This is a genomic window from Catenulispora pinisilvae (genome assembly GCF_015356865.1).
GTDB lineage: Bacteria > Actinomycetota > Actinomycetes > Streptomycetales > Catenulisporaceae > Catenulispora > Catenulispora pinisilvae.
Genome location: NZ_JAAFZA010000040.1, coordinates 40,817 through 57,982 on the forward strand (window position 1 = coordinate 40,817; position 17,166 = coordinate 57,982).

Consider the following 17,166-nt stretch of genomic DNA (forward strand, 5'->3'; position numbering starts at 1 on the left):
CGTAAGCCCCGGGCCGCCCCCGGAAGCATTGCCGGATGTGCGAGGCTAGTCCCCATGGACTTGCGCATCTTCACCGAGCCCCAGCAGGGCGCCGACTACGACACTCTGCTCACCGTCGCCAAGGCCAGCGAGGACCTGGGCTTCGACGCGTTCTTCCGCTCCGACCACTACCTGAAGATGGGCTCCGGCACCGGACTGCCCGGCCCCACCGACGCCTGGATCACCCTGGCCGGCCTGGCCCGCGACACCCGCCGCATCAAGCTGGGCACCCTCGTCTCCCCGGCGACCTTTCGGCTGCCGGGCCCGCTGGCCATCTCGGTGGCGCAGGTCGACGCGATGGCCGGCCCGGGCCGGGTGGAGCTGGGCCTGGGCACCGGCTGGTTCGCCGACGAGCACACCGCCTACGGCATCCCGTTCCCGGAGAAGCGGTTCGGCCTGTTCGAGGAGCAGCTGGAGATCATCACCGGGCTGTGGAACACCCCGGTCGGCGAGACCTACAGCTTCAAGGGCGAGCACTACACCCTCACCGACTCCCCGGCGCTGCCCAAGCCGGTCACCAAGCCGCACCCGCCGATCGTCATCGGTGGCGGCGGCCCGAAGCGCACCCCGCGCCTGGCCGCGCAATACGCCGATGAGTACAACACCTCGTTCAAGTCCTTCGAGGACAGCGAGCAGTTGTTCGGCACCGTCCGCGAGGCAGTGGCGGCCAACGGCCGCGCCGCGGAGTCGATGACGTACTCCGCCGCGCTGGTGGCCTGCGTCGGCCGGGACGAGGCCGAACTCGCCCGGCGCGCCGCCGCGATCGGCCGCGAGCCGGCCGAGCTGCGCGAGAACGGCCTGGCCGGCACCCCGGCCGAGGTCGTCGAGAAGCTGGGGCGCTACGCGGGCATCGGCACGCAGCGCGTCTACATGCAGATCCTCGACCTACAGGACCTGGACCACATCGAGCTGATCGCGAACGAAGTGATGCGGCAGCTCTGAGTCCGGCACGCCGGTAGCCGCGAGAAGTAGGTACGACCACACATGCCCAGCGCCGAGCGGACCGACCGCGCCGACCTGACGGCCGACTGCGCGAACTGCTTCGCGCTGTGCTGTGTGGGACTGGCGTTCACGGCGTCCCAGGACTTCGCCATCGACAAGGCCCCCGGGACGCCGTGCCCCAACCTGGCCGCCGACGACCGCTGCTCGATCCACACCGGCCTGCGCGGCCGCGGCTTCCAGGGCTGCACGGTCTACGACTGCTTCGGCGCCGGCCAGCGGCTGTCGCAGGAGACGTTCGGCGGCGTGTCGTGGCGCGAGGCACCGCACACCGCCCCGCAGATGTTCGCCGCCCTGCCGGTGCTGCGCCAACTCCACGAGATGCTGTGGTACCTGGCCGAGGCCGAGACCCTGGCTTCGGCCTCGGCGCTGCGGACCGAACTCGGCTGGTCGGCCCAGGAGACCGAGCGTTTGTCGCGACTGCCGATCAATAAGTTGTTAGCGCTCGATGTCGCCGCGCACCGAGCCGGTGTCAGCGAGCTGCTTTCCGAAGTCAGTGCCCTGGTCCGCGCCGGCGTCGGCGGAGGTAGGAAGAAGGACAGACGCGGCGCGGACCTGATCGGCGCACGGCTGAAAGGTGCCGACCTACGCGGCGCCGATCTGCGTGGCGCCTACCTGATCGGCGCCGATCTTTCGGGGGCTGATTTACGGCGCGCTGATCTGATCGGCGCCGATCTGCGGGACGCGAACCTGGCCGGGGCTGATCTGACCGGTGCGATATTCCTGACGCAGGCGCAGGTCAACGCGGCGCTGGGGGATCAGGGCACGAAGATCCCGACTGGGTTGACCCGCCCATCGCACTGGGACTCACCGGCCTGACGCGGCCTTCGCGCTGGGCCTGATCGGCCTGATCAGACCGATCAGACCGATCGCCATCAGTCCTCTGCCAACAGCGGCCTCAAACGCTCGGCCAGCGCCGGGTCATGCAGCCGCATCTCCCGATCAAAAGCCTCCACCGCGACCATCAGAGCCCGTCGAAGCTCGTCCGCATCGAGCGAGCGCACCAGCGTGCCGCGCAACGGATCGGTCACCTCGGCCGGCAGCAGATGCGCGCCCTTGGCGTAGGCGGTCGGGTAGCCGAGCCGAAGGCACGCCAGGGCGATGACGTGGGTCCGGGCCTGCCCGATCCAGTGTTCGGCCTGCCAGTCCCGGCCGCGCTCGACGCAGGTGCGGGCGTGCAGGAGGTGGTGCCACGTCAGGCCGATCTCCTGGGTCTGGGCAGCGGGGTTCGGCGTGGGCGTCCAGGCCTCCTTGTCGGCACCGCCCGCGCTGTGCGCGTCGTCCGCGAAGTCGCCGAACACCGGCCGCCACGCCGGCCCGCGCCGCACCAACTCGCCCTCGGGATAGAAGTTCAGGTCCAGTTCCAGGCCGTTCGGCAGCAGGAAGACCCGGATGAGCTGCGCCGTCCCGGTCGGCAGATCCCAGTGGTGGACGACACCGGACCCGGCCGCCAACCAGTCGGTCCAGTGCTCGGCCACCCCCGCGACCCCGGCCCGCGCCGCACCGTCGACGGTGAAGGCGAGGTCGAGGTCCGACCACCGATCGGCCTCGCCGGAGGCGCAGGAGCCGAGCAGCACGGCGCCGGTGACGTCGGGATCGGCTTCGGCCCGCTCGATCAGGGTCCTGAGCATCTGGTCGCGCTCGCTCGCGGTGAACATGGACGAAACGCTAGACGGCCGGGTTCCGGTTCCCGCGCAGCCCCGCCCGAAGCCGCGGGTCGCGCCGAGGAGTGTCAGCCCGGCTACGGAACGGCACCGGGCCGCTGACGTTGAGAGTTTTGAGGTCCGCGCCGCGACCTGCCCCCGGCCTCCGCCAGCGAGGCGATCGCCTACGTTGCCGTTTCGTAACGCGTTCATGGCGTATTCGTGTCCCCAAGTTCATGGCGATCATGGCAGATTCACGAATAGGTTTTCCGCGTCAACATATCGGCGGCGCCTCCCGGGGGTAGGCGACGTGCGGACCAGAAAGGGGCAAGCTCCAATGCGTAAGGCGATCCTCGTCGTCACCGCACTCGGCGTCGCAGTGACACTGAGCGCAGCCGGTTGCAGCAGCTCGAAGAGCAGCGGTAGCAAGAGTTCTTCCTCGACAGGCGGCACTTCGACCGCCGCCAGCACCGGCTCCTCGAGCAGCAGCAGCAGTGGTTCGATTCCCACGAGCTACAAGAACAACAAGGTCGGCGTCCTGCTTCCGGACACCAACTCCTCGCCGCGCTGGGTCAACTCCGACCCCAACGAGCTCACGACGATGTGCACGAAGTACAACCTGAAGTGCGACATCCAGAACGCCAACGGCTCGGCGACCACGCAGACCTCCCAGGCCCAGTCGATGCTCAACGAGGGCGTCGGCGTCCTGATGATCGTCAACCTGGACTCCGGCTCGGCCAAGGCGATCGAGGCCCAGGCCCAGGCCAAGGGCGTTGTCACCATCGACTACGACCGGCTGACGCTCGGCGGCACCGCGCAGTACTACGTGTCCTACGACAACGTGGCCGTCGGCAAGCTGCAGGGCCAGTCCCTGGTCAACTGCCCGCAGGTCAAGGGCAAGGCCGCGGTCAAGTACGTCGAGGAGGACGGCGCCGCGACCGACAACAACGCGACGCTGTTCAAGCAGGGCTACGACAGCGTGCTGAAGGCCCAGCCCGGCTGGACCCAGGCCGGCGACCAGTCCGGTAACTGGGACAACCCGGCCGGTACCGCGCAGTCGGTGTTCCAGAAGCTGCTGCAGGGCGCTCCGGACCTGAACGCGGTCATGGTCGCCAACGACGAGATGGCCAACGCCGCCATCACCGTCCTGAAGCAGCAGGGCCTGAACGGCAAGGTCGCCGTGTCCGGTCAGGACACCACGGTCTCCGGCATCCAGAACATCCTCACCGGCGACCAGTGCTTCACGATCTACAAGCCGGTCAAGGGCGAGGCCGACGTGGCCGTCCAGCTGGCCAGCCAGATCCTGTCCGGTCAGAAGCCGACCGCTCCGTCGACGGTCCACGACCCGACCGGCAACCGTGACGTGCCGTCCTACCTGGCGACCCCGGTCATGGTGGACAAGACCAACATCACGCTGCCCTTCACCGACGGCTACCAGAAGGCCTCCGACGTCTGCACCGGCTCCTTCCAGGCGCTGTGCACCGCGGCCGGCATCAAGTAAGCAGCTGTCCCGACTCGCGGCCGCAGCACCGGGTTCCCACTCCCCGGTGCTGCCGGCCGCCGGTCTCCAGCGCTCCGCGGGAGCTCTGAAATCCCCTGCGAAGCCCATGGAACGACCGCGAACCGGCGGTCGGTCACGCAAGACCGTTCGGGCTCGACCGCTCTGGCTCGACCGTTCGATTGCTGGGCGTCATGAGTTGAGAGAGGTGTGAGGTGACGGAAACCACCACGTCCGCGACACCCCGGACGGCGGGATCGGGCGAGCCGATCCTTAAGTTGCGGGCGATCAACAAATCCTTCGGCCCGGTCCACGTCCTGCAGGACGTCGATTTCGAGGCCCACGCCGGCGAGGTCACCGCGCTGGTCGGCGACAACGGCGCCGGCAAGTCCACGCTGGTGAAGTGCATCGGTGGCACGTACTCCATCGACGGCGGCGACTACCTGTTCGAGGGTGCGCCGGTCAAGGTGCACGACCCGCGCGACGCGGCCTCGCTGGGCATCGAGATCGTCTACCAGGACCTCGCGCTGTGCGAGAACCTGGACATCGTCGGCAACATGTTCCTGGGCCGCGAGCGGGTCTCCGGCTGGCGCACGCTCGATGAGAACACCATGGAGCGGATGGCCGGGGAGACCCTTTCCGGGCTGTCGGTGCGCACCGTGAAGTCCCTGCGCCAGCAGGTCTCCAGCCTGTCCGGCGGTCAGCGGCAGACGGTCGCGATCGCCAAGTCGGTGCTGTGGAACTCCAAGGTGGTCATCCTCGACGAGCCGACCGCCGCCCTGGGTGTGGCCCAGACCGCGCAGGTGCTGGATCTGGTGCGGCGGCTGGCCGACCGCGGCCTGGCCGTCATCCTGATCTCGCACAACATGCGCGACGTGCTGGAGGTCGCCGACCGGATCGTGGCGCTGTACCTGGGCAAGACCGCCGCGCAGGTCCAGCGGGCCGACGTGACGCAGACCCAGATCGTCGAGCTGATCACGGCCGGGCACTCCGGGAACATCGGCCTGCTGCCCACTGCCAACGGCAATGGAAACGGCAACGGCAACGCGGCCCAGGTGGCCGAGGTGCTCGGCATCGCCGACGGCATAGCCGACGAGCCGGCCGCAGTCGCCGACGCGGCCGCCGACGCCGAAGCGGCGGCCGGCACCGAGGAAACAGACGGAACCGACGGGGTTCAGGGAGCAGCCGAATGAGCACCCAGCCTGCCACCGAGAACAAGCCCGGCCCGGTCCAGGACGCGGCCCCGCCCGCCAGGACGGCCACGACGCTGCTGGGCTACGGCCGCGAGCGCGTCGAGCGGGCCCGCGGCGGGGAGATGGGCTCCCTGCCCGCCGTCGCCGGCCTGATCGTCCTGGTCGTCTTCTTCTGGATCGTGCAGCCCGGCTTCCTGTCGCTGTACAACATCGCCAACCTGGTCACCCAGGCCGCGCCGATCATCATCTTGGCCATGGGCCTGGTGTTCGTGCTGCTGCTCGGCGAGATCGACCTGAGCGCCGGCACCGCCTCCGGTGTGTGCGCGGCCCTGATGGCCGTGATGATCGTGCGGCACAACATGGCGTGGTACTTCGCGGTGCTGCTCGCCGTCATCACCGGCGCGGTCCTCGGGTTCGTGATCGGGTGGCTGCGCGCCAAGGCGCGGATCCCCTCGTTCGTCGTCACCCTGGCCGCGTTCCTGTCCTTCCAGGGCATCGTGCTGATGCAGGTCGGCAAGGCCGGCTCGATCTCGCTGCCGGACCAGGCCGCCAAGCCGATCATCACCCTCGAGGGCTACAACAACAACCTGATGCCGCTGTGGCTGGGCTGGGTCATGCTGGCCGTGGTGGCCGGCGGCTACGCCCTGGTGAAGCTGCGCATCGCGGTCAGCCGGCGCTCCGCGGGCCTGGAGTCCGAGCCCACCCTGGTGACCGTCGCCAAGACCGCCGCCATGGTGATCCTCGGCGCGATCTTCGTCTACATCCTGGGCGAGAACCGGGCCATCCAGCAGAACGCCTTCTTCAACAACCTGAAGATCGAGGGCATCCCCTGGGTCGTCCTGCTGCTGATCGTCCTCACCGTCGGGCTGACCTTCCTGCTGAGCCGCACCCGCTACGGCCGGCACGTCTACGCCGTCGGCGGCAACGACGAGGCCTCGCGCCGGGCCGGTATCCGGGTCGACCGGATCCGCATCTCGGTGTTCGTCCTGTGCTCGCTGCTGGCCGCGGTGGCCGGCGTCGTGCAGGCCTCGCAGCTGGAGTCGGTGGCCTCGAACTTCGGCGCCGGCAACACCCTGCTGCTGGCCGTCGGCGCGGCCGTGATCGGCGGCACCAGCCTGTTCGGCGGGCGCGGCCGGATCATGGACGCGGTCTGGGGCGGGCTGGTCGTGGCCGTCATCCAGAACGGCATGGGCGACCTGATCAAGGGCGCCAACAGCCAGGCCTGGCAGTGGATCGTGACCGGGCTGGTGCTGCTGTTGGCAGCCGGGTTCGACGCGGCGTCCCGCCGGGTCGGCGGGGCCGACTCGCGCTGAGGGCCGTGAAAGGCGCCAGTCTCGGCCGATAATGGCCGAGACTGGCTGGAACCGGCCCAAAGGCGTCGGAAACGCGCAGCGAGGAGAGAACCATGAGGGCCCGCAAGGGGTTCGCCTACGGAGTGACCCAGGAGGAGCTGCGCCGGCACAACCTGTCGACCCTCTTGCGCTACGTCCACGAACACGGACCGACCTCGCGCGCCGTGCTCACCGCCAGCATGAGCCTGAACCGCTCGACGATCGGCGCGCTGACCGCCGACCTGTCCTCGGTGGGACTGGTCCAGGAGGAACTGCCCGGCCGGCACCTCGGAGCCGGCCGGCCCTCGCTGGTCGTGGTCCCCAGGGCCGAGCACGTCTTCGCGCTCGCCTACGAGATCGGCGTCGACTTCCTGGTCGCCGCCCGGGTCGGGCTCGGCGGCCAGGTGCTCGACCGGCGCGAGCTCTACCGCCCGCGCGGCGACTACGACATCGAAGACGTCATGGGGCACCTGGAACGGTTCACCGGCGAACTCCTGTCCTCCGGTGACATCCCCTCCGACGCCCTGTGCGCCGGAGTCGGCGCGGCGGTCCCGGCCGCCGTCCGCTCCACCGACGGGATGCTCCGCTTCGTGCCCAACATGAACTGGGACGACTGGGGCGACGCCCCGCTCGGCGACATCCTGCACCGGCGGCTGGTGGAGACCTTCGGGATCGGCGCGCCGGTCGCCGTGGCCAACGACGCCGACCTCGGCGCGCTGGCCGAGCGCACCCGCGGCGCCGCGATCGGCTGCGACGACGTGGTGTACCTGGTCGGCGAGGTCGGCGTCGGCGCCGGGGTGATCGCCGGCGGCGAGGCCATGTCCGGCCACGACGGCTACGCCGGCGAGGTCGGCCACATGGTGGTCAACCCCTCGGGCCGGCTGTGCCGCTGCGGCGCGCGCGGCTGCTGGGAGACCGAGATCGGCGAACCGGCGATCCTGGCCGCCGCCGGCCACGCCGACGGCCGCCGGGCCACGGTCGCCGAACTGGTCGCCGAGGCCGCGGCCGGGGACGAGAAGTCAGTGCGGGCGCTGGAGCACATCGGCGGCTGGATCGCGCTGGGCGTGGCCAACATAGTGACGGTGTTCAACCCGAGCATGGTGATCTTCGGTGGGCTGTTCGGGGACGTGTTCCCGGCCGTGCAGGGTCAGATCCGGACGAACCTGCTGTCCGGCAGCCTGGGCGTGGTGCGCGAGGGCGTGCGCCTGGTGACGCCGGGGCTCGGTGCGGACTCGACACTGATCGGCGCGGCGGAGAAGGCGTTCCAGCCGTTGCTGGACGACCCGCTGGGGTTCGTGCAGCAGGAGGCGCGCCGCGGCGGCGCCCGGTCCGGCGCCGAAGCGAGCTGAGGCGGGACTGACGCTTGCCGCGTCGGGAAAGCGCGATCCCCGGCCGCACCACGGTTTCGGCTATGGCCGCCATGCCGGAACCGCCATCGCGCGGTCCATGATCGCGCGCCTAGCCTGAGCTTCATGACCGCGAACCCCAGTGGCTCCGGTGCCACCGCGAGCCCGCGTGCCGCGCTGATCACGGCCATCTCCATCGAGGAGGTGCCCGAGCCGGCGACGATGATTCCCGACCTCGCTGGAAACAGCCATCTCCAAGATCCGCGCCGGTCGCTGAGCGGCCGCGCGTTGTTAACCCGGCTGATTAGGCTGACGGTCACGGGGCAGGGAGCGTGGGAAGTGGACTCACCGTGACGCAGCTGAACTTGCACCGCTTGTCGATCTTCATGACCGTGGTCGAGACCGGCGGCTTCTCGGCCGCCGCGCAGAAGCTCTACATGAGCCAGCCTTCGGTCTCCAACCACGTCCGCAACCTCGAACAGTCCCTCCAGACCACCCTCATCGACCGTTCGGGCCCCCGCATCCGCCCCACGGCCGAGGGCGAAGTACTGGTCGAGTACGCCCGCCGCGTCTTCCTGCTCACCGAGGAGGCGGTCGCGGCCATCCGCGAGGTCTCCGGGGTCCAGACCGGCCGCCTGGAAGTAGGCGGCACCACCACCGTCGGCACCTACCTGCTGCCGCACCTGTTGGCCCGCTTCCGCGACCGCCACCACAACATCGAGTGCGACATTGTTGTCGGCAACAACGGACAGATCATGAAGCGGCTCCTGGACGGCGAACTCGGCCTGGCGATCGTCGCCGGCCAACCCGGAGCGCCCCAACTCAAGACCGAGACCGTCCTGGACGAACGCCTGCTGCTGGTCGCCGCCCCCGGCCACCCCCTCGCCAACACCGGCACCGTCGCCCCCGCCGACCTGGCCGGCGAGCGCTTCCTGTTGCGCGAACCCGGCTCCCAGACCCGCGACCTCCAAGAGGCGGCCCTGATCGGTTGGGACCTGGACGACATGGCCAAGGCCGACATGTGGGGCCCGGAGACCATCAAGCAGTCGGTCGCCGCGGGCCTGGGCATCAGCCTGATCTCCGAGCACGCCATCGACGCCGAGGTGCGCGACGGCCGCCTAGCCGTGCTGGAGGTGCACCCGCCACTGCGCTCGCGGCCGGTGGTGGTGGCCTACCGGCGCGACCGGTTGCTGTCGCCGGCTGAGCGCGCGTTCCTGGGATTGGTGCGCGGGCTGCGGACTTGGCCCGGGGCTGGGCTTGCGGCCGAGACTGGGACTGGGCCTGTCAGCGGCGATGAGTGAAGTTGTAGGTCGCGCTGTTCACGGCACGCGCCTTCACGCGCCTCACGGTGACCGGCCCGCCGCGAACCACCAACCCTTGACGCCGCCCACCCCCTCCGCTTGCCTGGACCGATGACGGTCCAACCCGCGTGGCACCCGACCCCCGACCAGTCCGTCGCCCGCCGCAACACGCTGGCCGACCTGCTCCGCCGGACCGCGGCTCGGGAGCCGGACAAGCTGGGGCTGGTGTTCGGCGCCGTGCGGCAGACGTTCGCCGAGCTCGACGCGACCGTCAACCGCGCCGCGAACGCCCTCGCCGCGCGGGGGATCCGCCGGGGTGACCGGGTCCTGATGGTGGCGCACAACTCGCACGGCTTCGTCGTCGCCTACTTCGCGCTGGCCCGGCTCGGTGCCGTGTCCGTGCCGGTGAACTTCATGCTCGGGCCCGATGAGATCGCTTACGTCATCAGGCATTCCGGTGCCGTCGCGGTCATCGCCGAGGACGCGTTGGCCGACACCGCCGACCGCGCGTGGCAGGCTGCTGACACCGCGCCCGCGCTCAGAGTCGCCATCGGCTCCGGCGCGGCCGCCGTCCCCGAAGGCTGGCTCGACTTCGAAGCCGCCTACCGCGAAGCCCCGGCCGAGGAACCGGACTCGGCCGTCACCGACGACGACCCCGTCCAGATCATGTACACCTCCGGCACGGAGTCCCGGCCCAAGGGCGCCGTCATGTCCACCCGCAACCTGACCGCCCAATACACCAGCGCCATCGTCTCCGGCGGCATGAGCGCCGACGACATCGAAGTGCACGCACTCCCGCTCTACCACTGCGCGCAGCTCCACTGCTTCCTCACCCCCGACATCCAGCTCGGCGCGACCAGCGTCGTCCTGCCCGGCGCCGACCCCGCAGCCATCCTGCGCACCGTCGAGGACGAGCACGCCACCAAGCTCTTCTGTCCGCCGACCGTCTGGATCGCCCTGCTGCGCCACCCCGACATCGACGCCCGCGATCTCAGCACCCTGCGCAAGGGCTACTACGGCGCCGCCGCGATGCCGGTCGAGATCCTGGCCGAGCTGCACCGCCGCCTACCCGACCTGCGCCTCTACAACTTCTACGGCCAGACCGAGATGTCCCCGGTGGCCACCGTCCTCGGCCCGGAGGACCAGGAACGCAAGCCCGGCTCGGCGGGCCGCGCCGCGCTCAACGTCGAGACCCGCGTGGTCGACGAAGATGGACGCGAGGTACCGCGCGGCGAAGTCGGCGAGATCGTGCATCGCGGTCCGCACACCATGCTCGGCTACTGGAACGACCCCGAACGCACCGCCGAAGCCTTCCGCGGCGGCTGGTTCCACAGCGGCGATCTGGGCGTCATGGACGACGAGGGCTACCTGCGCGTCGTCGACCGCAAGAAGGACATGATCAAGACCGGCGGTGAGAACGTCGCCAGCCGTGAGGTCGAGGAGACCGTCTATCAGCATCCGGCGGTCGCCGAGGTGGCGGTGTTCGGCGTGCCGGACCCGTACTGGATCGAGATGGTCTGCGCGGCGGTGGTCGTGAAGCCGGGGGAGCACCTGGCGCCGGACGACGTCGTCGCGTTCTGCCGGGCACGGCTGGCCGGGTTCAAGACGCCCAAGAAGGTGGTCATCGTCGCGGCGTTGCCCAAGAACCCCTCCGGCAAGGTCCTCAAGCGCGAATTGCGCGCGCTCCACGGCGGTTGATGACCACGATCATGCCCATCATCGGTATGGTAACCATCTGATCGTCAGTCGCAGAACGGGATGGGGGCCGATGACGATGCAGACGCTTGGTGCCGGGGACCCGCACCGGATCGGACCGTACGTCCTGACCGGTCGGCTGGGAGCCGGCGGCATGGGCAGTGTCTACCTGGGCTGGGATCCGGCCGGCAGACCGGCGGCGGTGAAGGTGGTCCGCAACGACTTCCTCCAGGACCCCGACTTCCGGGCCCGCTTCCGCCGCGAGATCTCCTCGGCGCGCCGGGTGAGCGGGCCGTGGATCTCCCGGGTGCTGGACGCCGACCCGGACGCCGAGTCGCCGTGGCTGGCCACCGAGTACGTCGCCGGCCCCACGCTGGACGCCGCCGTCAACCGGTTCGGGCCGCTGCCCACCGAGACCGTCGCGGTGCTGGCGCAGTGCCTGGGCCAGGCGCTGGAGGCCGTGCACGCGGCCGGTGTGGTGCACCGGGACATCAAGCCGAACAACATCCTGCTGGCCGCCGACGGCCCGCGGATCATCGACTTCGGCATCGCCCGCGCCACCGACGACACCAAGCTCACCGCCACCCACGCCGGCGTCCTCGGGGTGGCCGGCTTCATCGCGCCGGAGCGCATCGAGCGCCAGGCGATGCTGCCGGCCGGCGACGTCTTCGCCGGCGGCGTGGTGCTGGCCTTCGCGGCCACCGGCAAGCTGGCCTTCGGCAGCGGCGAGCCGGTCACGGTCGCCTACCGGGTGGTCCACGCCGAGCCGGACTTGGCCGAGCTGCCCGAGGCGCTGCGGCCGCTGGTGGCGCAATGCCTGGCCAAGGATCCGGCGGCGCGGCCGGACGCCGTCCAGATGGCCGGCGAGGCCGCCCGGCTGCGCGGCGCCAGCGACTGGCCCGGCGTGCCGATGTCCCTGACCGACTGGTCCGGCGGCGGCACCACCGGCGACACGCTGGAGCTGGCCACGAGCTGGCTGCCCAAGCCGCTGGCCATGCACACGGTGCGGGACTACGACCTGACGGCGGCGCACGCGGCGGCCGAGACGGCGCGGCTGAACGTGCACAACGATCCCCGGTTCGCGGCCGCGGGTGCGAGCGCGGGCTCCGGCCCGGGCGGCGCCGCGACTCCGAGCGGGCCCGGCGGTCCGGCTGGGGTCGGCGGTCCGGGCGGGCCCGGCGGGCCGGGCGGACCTGGTGGGTCGGGCGGTGCGGCCGGTTTCGGCGTCGACTTCGGACCCGGTGCCAACGCCGGTGCCGGCGGTCTCACCGGCGCTGCCCACAACGCTGCCGGTTTCGGGGACATGTCCGGGCGCGACGGTTCTGGTGGTTCTGGTGGTCCCGGCGGTCCGGGTGGCCCATACGCTCCGCACGGCCAGCGACCGCCGCGACGCTCCGGCGACACCGAGCAACTGCCGGAGCGCCGCAAGAAGCCCGCCCTACTCATCGGCGGGGCGGCGGCAGCCGTCGTCGCGGTGGCGGTCGGCGTCATCGCGTTCGCCTCCGGCGGCAGCAAGTCGAACTCGACGGCACAGGGCAACGGCGCGAACGCGGCGGCCTCCCAGAGCGTGTCCGGCAAGGACGGTGGAGACCTCCCGGGCGGCGCCGCCTCGAAGCCCGGCGACGCGTTGCCGACCTCAGGCGGCGCCCCGCCCGCCGGGAGCAGCACCAGCTCGGCCTCCGGATCCGCGCCCGCGCAGGGCGGTCCGACCGGTCAGGGTCAGTCCTCGTCCTCGGCCCAGCACACGTCCGCGGCCTCGTCGAGCGCCCCGGCGTCGCACACCACGTCGCAGGCCCCGCCGCCGACGCACAGCAGTGTCGTCGTGCCGCCGTCGACGTCGCAGCAGGCCCCGGCGCCCGCTGCGGTGCCGTGCAGCGGGACCAAGTCGACTTCGCAGGGCACGGGGATCTACTGCGGCTTCGACCCCGCTGGCAACGGCTCGACCGGCGGGTCCCCAGTCGTCAGTGGCGGTACCACCGTCGGCTACCTCCCTCAGGGTTCGAACTGGGTGATCTGCCAGGCCCAGGGATCGACCGTGACCCAGGGCCAGTACTACAACAGCTGGTGGGCCTGGACCGAGGCCAACGACTCCAAGTGGGGCTGGGTCAACGCCGTCAACGCCCACGGCGGCGACAACAACGGCGCCTACGGCAACGTCCCGATGTGCAACGGCAGCCACGGCTCGGCGCCGTAGAAGCGATCGAACAATGCATCAGGGGCCTGGTTCGCATGAACCAGGCCCCTGATCACACTTCACTTCACTTCACATCACAGCGCGAACAGTGCGATCAGCGCGAACCTCATGACGGCAACTTCCACACCTGGGCAGGCGTGTTGTCACACGTGTAGATCTGCAACTGCGTCCCGTCCGTCGTGGTGCTGTTCGGATCGTCCAGGCACTTCCCGGACTGTGGGTTCACCAGCGATCCGTTGGACTGCGGCTGCCACACCTGGGCCCCGCTCTGGTTGCAGGTGTACCGCTGCACCAACGTCCCGTTGGTGGTGCCGCCCTGGCTGACGTCCAGGCAGCCGCCCATGATGCCCAGGCTGCTGTCGGAGCGCACGGTGAACTGCTGGGCGACCGAGTTGTTGCAGGTGTAGAGCTGGACCTTGGTGCCGTCGGTGGTGCCGCGGTTGCTGTCGTCCGCGCACTTGCCGGCGATGCCGGAGACCAGCGGGCCGGTGCCCGGCAGGGTGCTGGCGTCGTAGGACGGCGGCGCGTCGCCGGCCCCGGTGCCCCAGTTCGACGGCGTGGAGCCGAGGGTGAAGTTCAGCGTGACGCCGGACTTCCAGCTCGCGGCCGGCAGCCAGGTGTGGGTGCTGGCCGTGCCGTTGACGGTGAGCGACTGCACGTAGTAGTTGCTCGCCGAGGCGGCCGGGGCGTTGATGGCGACGGTGTTGCCGGAGTCCAGGTGGATGGCGATCTGCGTGAACAGCGGGCTGTTGAACGCCAGGTCCGCGCTGCCCGGGGTCACCGGGTACATGCCCAGAGCGCCCCAGACGTACTGGGCGGACATGGTGCCCAGGTCGTCGTTGTTCGGGAAGCCGGCCGGAGTGTCCTGATACAGCTGGTTCTCCACCCGGTTCACGACCGACTGGGTGTGCGAGGGCTCGCCGGTCCAGTCGTAGAACCAGGGGGTGCCCAGGTCCACCTCGTTGGACAGGAACGACTGGTCGGGCTGGTCGCTGTTGGTGCTCTGGAAGTAGTAGTCCAGATCGGCGTTGATCGTGCTGTTCCCGCCGTAGAGCGCGGCCAGGGCCGGCTGGTCGAAGCCGACGTCGAAGCGGTTCTGCGCGGCCGTGGACTCGGTGAAGCCGGTCGTGGTCGAGGTGGTGATGCTGTCGAACGTGCCGTTGCTCTGCACGGGGTTCAGCAAATCGTTGGCCGGGTTGAAGATGTGCTTCCAGTTGTTGGCCCGGACGTTGAACTTGGTGGCGTCGGAGGAGTCGCCCATCGAGTTGGCGAAGCGGGACAGCGCGAAGTCGGCGTTGTCGTACTCGATGAGGCTGGAGGCCGTGTCGCGCACGTTGCAGCAGCCCAGCGCCGAGGTGTACAGGTCGGACGGCAGGTAGCCGTAGAGGTTCTCCAGCGAGGTGCCGCGGCGCACGTTGTTGTTGGTCGTGGCCTCGGTGAGCATGTCGGACAACGCGGTGGAGGTGTCGAAGTTCGTGCCGCCGAACGCGTAGTAGTTCGAGATCGCGGCCGTGGCCGGGTCACCGTCCATGACCCAGTTGTAGAAGTTCATGAAGCCCCACTGCGGGAAGGTCCCGCCCTGGGCATAGTCGTTGACCAGGGACTGTGCCGCGTCGGAGGCGACCGATGGGTCGAGCATCGCCTCCAGCTGGGTCTGTCCCTTGTAGACGTCCCAGCCGGAGAACTGGTCGTACTGCGGATGGCCGGCCGGTGCGGTGTGCACGGCGTTGTCGAAGCCGATGTACTGGCCGTTGACGTCGGTCACCGTGTTCGGGTGAAGCAGCGCGTGGTAGAGCGAGGTGTAGAACAGCTGCTGCTGGGTGGCGCTGCCGCCGGCTATCTGGATCTTGCCCAGCTGGGCGTTCCAGGCGTTGTGCGCGGCGGTGTGGACCGCGTCGAAGCTGAACCCGGAGTTCTCCGCCGCCAGGTTCGCGGTGGCGTTCGCGGCGCTCACGTAGGACAGCCCGACCTTGGCCTGCACCACGTGGTTGGAGCTGGCGTCGAACTGCAGGAACACCGAGTTCGGGCCGGGCTGGCCGCTCTCGGTGACGATCTGCGAGGCCGAGGTGAACGACTGGTCGAAGACCATGTCGAAGTGCAGCGTGTAGCTGCCGGCCTCGCCGCAGAAGCCGCCGGAGGTCGCGGTGCCGACCACTTCGTTGTTCCCGACCAGCTGTGCGCTGGAGGCGCTGGTGCCGTTCTGGCTGTCCAGCAGTTTGAGCAGTACGTCGGCCTGGTTGGTGGCCGGGAACGTGAACCGGGCCATGCCGGTGTGCGCGGTGGCGGTCAGCTCGGTCTTGATCGGGGTCGAGCCGGTGTTCACGGTGTAGTAGCCGGCGTTGCCGACCTCGGTGCTGTGGTCGATCGGCTGGTCGTAGGAGCCCGGGTCGCCGGAGGGCAGCGCCCCGGTCAGCGGCAGTATGGGCACGTCACCCATCGCGCCGCAGCCGGGGCCGGACACGTGGGTCAGCGAGAAGCCGCGGGTCTGGGGGTCGCTGTAGTCGTAGCCGCCGCCGGCGTTGCGGTTGCTCACCGAGTCCGGGCTCCACTGGACCATGCCGAACGGCGCGTCCGCGCCCGGGAAGTCGTTGCCGCCGCCGGAGGTCATCACCAGCGTGTTGACCGTCGAGGCGGGGTCGGAGACGAAAGCGGGGTGCGAGGCGGCGTGTGCGGCGCCGGCGGAGAGCCCGGCGGTGCCCAAGGTGGCCGCGGCGACCAGGGCGCCGCTGGATATCAGGGAACTGAGGCGCAGTCCGCGCCTGGTGCGCGATGGTCCGGTCACGGTGACTCTTCTCTCGAGGCGATGGCGGAATCGAGGATTCGCGAGCATTGTGAACGTTCACAGACATCGGGGATTGTCTGGCCCCTGAGAAGGGTTGTCAATGGGGCGCCTTACTGAATCACGGATGGTAACGTTAACCAGCTGAACTAGGGAGGTTGGATGGCAGCGCGGCCCACGATGAAAGACGTGGCCAAAGCGGCGGGCGTGTCACTGATGACGGTCTCGCGCGTGGTCGCCGGCGAGGCCGGGGTGGCCCCGCAGACCGCGGCCCGGGTGGAGGAGGCGATCAGGGCACTGGGATACCAGCGCAACGACATCGCCCGGAACCTGCGGCGCAAAGCCCAGGACTCGCGCACCATCGGCCTGGTCGTCGACGACCTGGCCAACCCCTTCTTCTCGGCGCTGGCCCGCTCGGTCGAGGACGAGGCCTACCGCCGCGGCTTCCTGGTCCTGGTGGGCAGCACCAACGACGACCCCCGCCGCGAACGCGACGTGGTCTCGGCCTTCAGCGCCCGCCAGGTGGACGGCCTGGTCCTGGTCCCCACCGGCGGCAACCGCACCTTCTTCCGAGCCCAGATGGCCCGCGGCGTCAAGGTGGTCTGCGTCGACCGCCCCGCCACCGGCCTGGACGTGGACTGCATCGCCGTGGACAACAGAGCGGGCACCGCGACCGCGATCCGCCACCTGCTGAACCACGGCCACACCCGCATCGCCTACCTCGGCGACCGCCAGGAGATCTGGACCCAACACGAACGCTTCGTCGGCTACACCGAAGCCATGACCGCCGCCGGCCTGGAAGCCGACCCCCTCCTGATCCGCCACGGCCTGCGAGGCCACCGCGAAGCAGCCGCCGCGGTCGCCGAGATGATGGCCGGCCCCAACCCGCCCACCGCCTTCTTCAGCGGCAACGACCTGGTCACCCTCGGCGCGGTCGAAGCCGGCGCCTCCCGCCGCTTCGCCCTGGTCGGCTTCGACGACTTCGTCCTGGCGGACAAACTGGATCCGCCGATATCGGTAGTGAGCCAGGACCCCGCCGCCCTGGGCCGCACCGCCGCGCAGCTGCTGTTCGGGCGGATCGACGGCGATGACGCGGCGCCGCGGTCGGTGGTGTTGGCGACTCGGTTCATTGACCGCTGTCTCTTATA

The 17,166-nt window shown here is 70.0% G+C and carries 13 protein-coding genes; 11 read left to right on the forward strand and 2 right to left on the reverse strand.

Features of this window, described 5'->3' with window-relative positions; all coding sequences use genetic code 11:
• Positions 1 to 54: 54 nt before the first annotated feature.
• The gene (locus tag IZR01_RS13850; RefSeq protein ID WP_194896263.1) at positions 55 to 981 is read left to right on the forward strand and encodes an LLM class F420-dependent oxidoreductase; all 927 of its coding nucleotides are present in this window, start codon (positions 55 to 57) and stop codon (positions 979 to 981) included.
• Positions 982 to 1,023: 42 nt separating this feature from the next.
• A complete protein-coding gene (locus tag IZR01_RS13855; protein ID WP_194924051.1) occupies positions 1,024 to 1,857 on the forward strand; it encodes a pentapeptide repeat-containing protein in 834 nt (277 codons plus the stop codon).
• A gap of 56 nt (positions 1,858 to 1,913) precedes the next feature.
• On the opposite strand, the gene IZR01_RS13860 is transcribed toward IZR01_RS13855, so the two are convergent.
• Positions 1,914 to 2,696, reverse strand: coding sequence for a nucleotidyltransferase domain-containing protein (locus IZR01_RS13860; protein ID WP_194924052.1), 783 nt, complete (start codon positions 2,694 to 2,696; stop codon positions 1,914 to 1,916).
• Positions 2,697 to 3,018: 322 nt separating this feature from the next.
• Here IZR01_RS13860 and IZR01_RS13865 point away from each other — a divergent pair, with 322 nt between their 5' ends.
• The 8 genes from IZR01_RS13865 (at position 3,019) to IZR01_RS13900 (ending at position 13,239) form a co-directional block, all read left to right on the forward strand.
• Positions 3,019 to 4,182, forward strand: a complete 1,164-nt coding sequence (locus tag IZR01_RS13865) for a sugar ABC transporter substrate-binding protein (protein ID WP_194896266.1) — start codon at positions 3,019 to 3,021, stop codon at positions 4,180 to 4,182.
• A gap of 212 nt (positions 4,183 to 4,394) precedes the next feature.
• Positions 4,395 to 5,372: an ATP-binding cassette domain-containing protein gene (locus IZR01_RS13870; RefSeq protein ID WP_323746469.1), complete on the forward strand. Its 978-nt coding sequence runs from the start codon at positions 4,395 to 4,397 to the stop codon at positions 5,370 to 5,372.
• Positions 5,369 to 6,685 carry a sugar ABC transporter permease gene (locus IZR01_RS13875; protein ID WP_228555115.1) on the forward strand — a complete coding sequence of 439 codons (1,317 nt, stop codon included), beginning with the start codon at positions 5,369 to 5,371 and terminating at the stop codon, positions 6,683 to 6,685. The genes IZR01_RS13870 and IZR01_RS13875 overlap by 4 nt, the downstream gene beginning before the upstream one ends.
• A 92-nt stretch (positions 6,686 to 6,777) precedes the next feature.
• A complete protein-coding gene (locus tag IZR01_RS13880; protein WP_194896267.1) occupies positions 6,778 to 8,052 on the forward strand; it encodes an ROK family protein in 1,275 nt (424 codons plus the stop codon).
• Positions 8,053 to 8,175: 123 nt separating this feature from the next.
• The gene (locus IZR01_RS13885) at positions 8,176 to 8,403 is read left to right on the forward strand and encodes a hypothetical protein (RefSeq protein ID WP_194896268.1); all 228 of its coding nucleotides are present in this window, start codon (positions 8,176 to 8,178) and stop codon (positions 8,401 to 8,403) included.
• The gene (locus IZR01_RS13890) at positions 8,400 to 9,350 is read left to right on the forward strand and encodes a LysR family transcriptional regulator (protein WP_194924053.1); all 951 of its coding nucleotides are present in this window, start codon (positions 8,400 to 8,402) and stop codon (positions 9,348 to 9,350) included. The genes IZR01_RS13885 and IZR01_RS13890 overlap by 4 nt, the downstream gene beginning before the upstream one ends.
• Positions 9,351 to 9,461: 111 nt before the next feature.
• The gene (locus IZR01_RS13895) at positions 9,462 to 11,048 is read left to right on the forward strand and encodes a fatty acyl-CoA synthetase (RefSeq protein ID WP_194924054.1); all 1,587 of its coding nucleotides are present in this window, start codon (positions 9,462 to 9,464) and stop codon (positions 11,046 to 11,048) included.
• Positions 11,049 to 11,118: 70 nt separating this feature from the next.
• The gene (locus tag IZR01_RS13900; protein ID WP_194924055.1) at positions 11,119 to 13,239 is read left to right on the forward strand and encodes a serine/threonine-protein kinase; all 2,121 of its coding nucleotides are present in this window, start codon (positions 11,119 to 11,121) and stop codon (positions 13,237 to 13,239) included.
• 106 nt (positions 13,240 to 13,345) lie between these two features.
• Here the strand turns inward: IZR01_RS13900 and IZR01_RS13905 are convergent, their stop codons facing one another.
• Complete coding sequence (locus IZR01_RS13905; RefSeq protein WP_323746720.1) at positions 13,346 to 16,021, reverse strand: GH92 family glycosyl hydrolase; 2,676 nt, start codon at positions 16,019 to 16,021, stop codon at positions 13,346 to 13,348.
• A 159-nt stretch (positions 16,022 to 16,180) separates the two neighbouring features.
• Between IZR01_RS13905 and IZR01_RS13910 the strand changes: the two genes are divergently transcribed.
• Positions 16,181 to 17,166: LacI family DNA-binding transcriptional regulator (locus IZR01_RS13910; RefSeq protein ID WP_194924056.1), on the forward strand; the 986-nt coding region annotated here is incomplete at its 3' end.